A 4004-nucleotide genomic window follows, 5' to 3' on the forward strand; every position below is an offset into this window, starting at 1 on the left:
CCTCAGGCGTTTCCCTCCGCCTCCGCCGGATCAGGCCGGCCGATCACCGCATCCCAGAACGCGACCGCCATGTCGTCGCGTTCCATCAGCGCATCCAGCGCCGTCGGTGCGAAGCCGAGCGGCGCGCCGTCGCGGTCGCCCACGCCCTCCCAGGCGGTGACGAGGCGGCGGGCGATCAGCCGCACCAGCAGCAGGAAGTAGAGACCGTTGAAGACGGCCCGCTCCTGGGCGGCCTCGCCGAGCAGCGCCTTCGCCTCGGCGAGTGCCGCACCCTCCGCCGCCGCGCGCGTGATCCGGTCGAGCGGCTTCGCCAGCAGCCGCACGCCCTGCGGCAGGTCGAGCCAACGCGGCTCGCGGGCGATGTCCAGGGTGAGCATCGGTACCTCCGGTAGGATGGTTCTCAAGGGCGAAACGCCGGTGCCGGGTGTGTGGCTTGTCGCGTGGGACCGAATGGCATATTCTGCCAACACTGGTGACGATCACCCGCAGGAGATCGCGCATGCCAACCCGCAATGTTGTGCTGACCGACCACCAGGCCGAGCTGGTCGAACGGCTCGTCGCCTCAGGCCGCTACCAGAACGCCAGCGAGGTACTGCGCGAGGGGTTGCGCCTCATCGAGGCCCGCGATGCCGAAGAGCAGGCACGGCTCAAGGCGCTGCGCGAGGCCGCACGTGTCGGCATCGCCGATATCGAGGCAGGCCGGTTCCGCAGCTTCGACGATCCAGAGTCGCTTCGTCGCCATCTTGGCAAGGTGGCCGACGCCGCCATCCGTAAGGGCGCCAAGCGCGTGCAAGCGCGTTGATCCCGCCACGCCGCTCGTGGCGCGTGCAGCTGACGGCGCAGGCCGAAGCCGACGTTGCGGAGATCCTGGAGTGGAGTGCCGGGCAGTTCGGTGAGGCACAGGCTCGTCACTACGCCGAGACGCTGACGAGCGCGATCGAGGCGTTGAGCGAGGGTCCTGGGGTGCCTGGCGCCAAGGCCCGTGACGAGATTGGCGCCGGCCTTCTCACGCTGCACGTCGCGCGCAAGGGCCGCCGCGGGCGGCATTTCCTCCTGTTCCGGGTCGGTCGCGAGGCGGGACGCCAGGTCATCGACGTGCTGCGGGTCCTGCACGATGCGATGGACCTTGCTCGGCACGTGGATCCCGACGACGCCTGAGCCGAAAGCGGAAGACGAAGCCGACGATCGTTCAGACGTAGCTCTCGACCCCGTTCCTGAGGGTGGCGGTCATCATGCGTCCGGCGGTGGGGTTGAAGGCGGCGCGGAACTCGAAGGCGGCCTCGATGCCGGCGGGTCCCTGGATCGGCGTCTTGGCGAGTGCCAGATAGGTCTCGTGCAGCGTCACGGTGAGCCGGCGGGTGGCGCTGATGCGGTACTCGAACGCGACCTCCAGCGCGGCGTTGTTCGCCGCATCATCGAGCAGGAGGGTACTCTCGAACCGGCTGGTGATCTGGCCGGTGGCGCGGGCGAGACCCGGATCGACGCCCTCGATCTTGAGGTCGTCGCGGATCGTGCGGACGATCTCGGCCCCGTTCGAGTAGGTGAGCCGCCCGCCGGTGATCTGCGCCAGCGACGCGCCGTTGCGGCGGATCGAGCCCTGCGCCTTGTTGAAGGCGACGTAGTCGCGCGTGGTCGGGGTGCCGGCGGCGGAGGTGGCCGAGCGGGTCGAGCCCTGGCCGATCAGGCCGAAGGTGGCGGTGGCGGCGCCGGAGGGGGAGAAGTCGATCTCGCAGGTATCCGCGCGCACGCCCGCGATCACGTCGAAGCTCGGCACGTCCGGATAGGCGAGCTCGATGCTGGCCGAGGGCAGCGGCGAGGCGCCGGAGACGAAGACGTGCTCGAAGTCCGGATCGGCGCCGCTGCTCGTGGGCGGCCCGAGCAGCAGGGTGAGCCAGTCGCCGATGAACTCGAGATCGACCGGCACCACGGCCTGGCCCTGCACGGTGACGATATCGCGGAACGGCGGGGCGACGTCGCGGTTGGGGGCGAGGCCAATCACGTCGGCGTCGATGAAGGGCTGCTCGGCACCGAGGTCGCAGGAGACGAACGGCATCAGGCGCCAGTCGCCGGAGGGCGGCGTGCCATACGCAGCCTCCACCGCCATGTGCAGCTTGCTGTTCGCGCCGATGGCACGGGGCATGGGAACCTCCGGGGGTCAGGAGAGCGGCGTCTCGCTGGTGGTGAACCAGAGCGAGACAGGCACGGATGCGGCGCGGACCGAGGCGGCGCCGTCGAACTCGAGGTCGTCGAAGGACGGGCTCTCGGGCTGCGCCCACTCGACCACGCCGCCCAGTGTGCGGTCGGCGACGATCGCCTCGGCCACGTCGATCAGCAGCGCGTCGAGTGCCGCGGCGCGCGCTTCGGGCGTGGGCCCGGATGAGGCCACCACGACCTCGGCGACGTGGCGGATCTGCCAACGCAGCGGCGAGAGGATCGCGGTCTCCTCGACGGTCTCGCCGTCCTGGATCATCACCAGCCCACCTGCGGCGATCCGCTGCGGGACGGTCTCGCTGCGCATCACCTGCGGGGCGGGCGAGTGTGACGCGAGCGCGCTCGCGACCGCGGCGTGCAGCGCGGCGAGCGCCGCCTCGCGCGTGCTCACAGCCATCCGAGCAGCTCCGCGGCCCAGCGTCCGAGCACGTGCATGATCGCGAGCGCGACGAACGCGACCAGCCAACTCAGCATGACGCCGAGCGTGAGCAGCGCCAGGCAGCGCCGCGGCGAGAGCTTCTCGACACGCATCATCAGGTCACGACCTTCCATTCCCGCGCGATCGCGGCGGGCAGGCGCGCGAGCGCCCGATGGCCGGCGCCGCGTACATCCAGCCGCTTGGCGAGCTGCACCTGGGGCACGAGCAGGAACATCGGCACGAAGCCCTGGCGGAGCAGCTCGGCCTGCCAGCGCGGCGCACCGCGGCGGTTGCCGGTCACCACGGCAGCCAGACCGCCGGCGATCAGCGGTGCGCGGCGGCGGCCAACGCGTTCCCCTTGCCGCACCGGCAGGCACCAGACGAAGCCTCGCCCGGAGCGGAAGGGCCGGAGGAACGCCTGCCGGCTCACCACCATCTGCTGGGGCGTGACACGGAGCCCACCATTGGCGCGACCCCGCCTGCCGCCCGCAGCGTTGAAGCCGGTGGGGATCGCCAGGTACCGCCCGCCGCGGCCGCGGATCGTCGCACCGCGCTCGAACGCATCGACGATGCTCGGCACCTTGGTCCAGACGATCCCGGCCGCACCCAGGCTCTCGCCCGATTGCGGGAACACGCGCGCGCGCCAGGCATTGGCGATGCCGCGGCCGCGGGCACCGAACGCCGAGACCACCTGCTGGCGGAGCTCGGTCTTCAGCCGCTCGGTCTCCGCCCGCACGCCGCGCGTCACCGCGCGCTCACCCGCGCGCACCTCCTGCTCAAGGATCCTGGTCAGGCTCGCGCCGAGCGCGGCGATCAGTCGCACGGGCCGGCCCGGTTGCCGAGGCGAACGATCACCGCGGCCCGCCCACGCCGGACGAGCGCGACTGCGCGGCGAGACGCTCGCTGAGCAATCCCACGCGCGCCTCAAGCTCGCGCACCGCCTGGCGCAGCTCCTGCAGCTGGGACCGCTGCGTGTCGAGGATGTCGCGGCGGGTCTCGGCGATCTGGCGCTCGAGCTTCAGCCGGTTCTCCCGCTCATGCGTGAGCTCGGTGCGCATCTGCGTGTAGCCGGCCGTCACGGCGATGATCACGGTGATGATCGAGATGATGTTGCCGAGCGTGATCACGCCTTCGTAGCGGGGGCGCACGAAGCCGTTCGTGGGCGCATGGGTCATCGGGCACAGACCTCGTGGATGAGCGCCGTCTGCGCCGCGACCTGGCGCAGGGTGTCGGCGGTGTCGCGCGGGCTCGGCAGGATCGGCCGGATCTCCAGGCAGAGATCGCGCGGGAACAGCGCGTCCCAGAGCTCCGACGCGCATCCGCCGAGCAGAGCCAGGGCGACGGCGAGCGCGCAGGCCCGACGAAGGAGATGGCT

9 protein-coding genes are annotated in these 4004 nt (G+C 71.3%); 2 read left to right on the forward strand and 7 right to left on the reverse strand.

What is annotated here, in order from left to right; genetic code table 11:
* Positions 1-2 precede the first annotated feature (2 nt).
* Positions 3-377 carry a hypothetical protein gene (locus ACTIFU_RS22830; RefSeq protein WP_439580624.1) on the reverse strand — a complete coding sequence of 125 codons (375 nt, stop codon included), beginning with the start codon at positions 375-377 and terminating at the stop codon, positions 3-5.
* A 122-nt stretch (positions 378-499) separates the two neighbouring features.
* On the opposite strand from ACTIFU_RS22830, the gene ACTIFU_RS22835 reads away from it, so the two are divergent.
* The gene (locus ACTIFU_RS22835; protein ID WP_439580625.1) at positions 500-802 is read left to right on the forward strand and encodes a type II toxin-antitoxin system ParD family antitoxin; all 303 of its coding nucleotides are present in this window, start codon (positions 500-502) and stop codon (positions 800-802) included.
* Positions 803-825: 23 nt separating this feature from the next.
* On the forward strand, positions 826-1158 hold the full coding sequence (locus tag ACTIFU_RS22840) for a type II toxin-antitoxin system RelE/ParE family toxin (RefSeq protein ID WP_439580626.1): 333 nt from the start codon (positions 826-828) through the stop codon (positions 1156-1158).
* A gap of 31 nt (positions 1159-1189) precedes the next feature.
* On the opposite strand, the gene ACTIFU_RS22845 is transcribed toward ACTIFU_RS22840, so the two are convergent.
* From ACTIFU_RS22845 to ACTIFU_RS22870, 6 genes are all read right to left on the reverse strand, one after another.
* Positions 1190-2140, reverse strand: coding sequence for a phage tail tube protein (locus ACTIFU_RS22845; RefSeq protein WP_439580627.1), 951 nt, complete (start codon positions 2138-2140; stop codon positions 1190-1192).
* 15 nt (positions 2141-2155) lie between these two features.
* Positions 2156-2608, reverse strand: a complete 453-nt coding sequence (locus tag ACTIFU_RS22850) for a hypothetical protein (RefSeq protein ID WP_439580628.1) — start codon at positions 2606-2608, stop codon at positions 2156-2158.
* On the reverse strand, positions 2599-2745 hold the full coding sequence (locus tag ACTIFU_RS22855; RefSeq protein ID WP_439580629.1) for a hypothetical protein: 147 nt from the start codon (positions 2743-2745) through the stop codon (positions 2599-2601). The genes ACTIFU_RS22850 and ACTIFU_RS22855 overlap by 10 nt, the downstream gene beginning before the upstream one ends.
* Positions 2745-3452 carry a DUF6441 family protein gene (locus ACTIFU_RS22860; RefSeq protein ID WP_439580630.1) on the reverse strand — a complete coding sequence of 236 codons (708 nt, stop codon included), beginning with the start codon at positions 3450-3452 and terminating at the stop codon, positions 2745-2747. Before ACTIFU_RS22860 ends, ACTIFU_RS22855 begins: the two co-directional genes overlap by 1 nt.
* Positions 3453-3480: 28 nt before the next feature.
* Positions 3481-3804, reverse strand: a complete 324-nt coding sequence (locus ACTIFU_RS22865) for a hypothetical protein (RefSeq protein WP_439580631.1) — start codon at positions 3802-3804, stop codon at positions 3481-3483.
* Positions 3801-4004, reverse strand: a 204-nt coding sequence (locus ACTIFU_RS22870; protein ID WP_439580632.1) for a hypothetical protein, incomplete at its 5' end; no start/stop codon positions are given. The genes ACTIFU_RS22870 and ACTIFU_RS22865, both read right to left, overlap by 4 nt.

This window comes from Elioraea sp., assembly GCF_051860475.1.
GTDB lineage: Bacteria > Pseudomonadota > Alphaproteobacteria > Acetobacterales > Acetobacteraceae > Elioraea.

Bases quoted from the DNA above. Each gene is read 5' to 3' on its own strand.
- ACTIFU_RS22830 (WP_439580624.1), bottom strand. From the start codon at position 377: ATGCTCACCCTGGACATCGCCCGCGAGCCGCGTTGGCTCGACCTGCCG.
- ACTIFU_RS22850 (WP_439580628.1), bottom strand. From the start codon at position 2,608: ATGGCTGTGAGCACGCGCGAGGCGGCGCTCGCCGCGCTGCACGCCGCG.
- ACTIFU_RS22845 (WP_439580627.1), bottom strand. From the start codon at position 2,140: ATGCCCCGTGCCATCGGCGCGAACAGCAAGCTGCACATGGCGGTGGAG.
- ACTIFU_RS22835 (WP_439580625.1), top strand. From the start codon at position 500: ATGCCAACCCGCAATGTTGTGCTGACCGACCACCAGGCCGAGCTGGTC.
- ACTIFU_RS22855 (WP_439580629.1), bottom strand. From the start codon at position 2,745: ATGATGCGTGTCGAGAAGCTCTCGCCGCGGCGCTGCCTGGCGCTGCTC.
- ACTIFU_RS22865 (WP_439580631.1), bottom strand. From the start codon at position 3,804: ATGACCCATGCGCCCACGAACGGCTTCGTGCGCCCCCGCTACGAAGGC.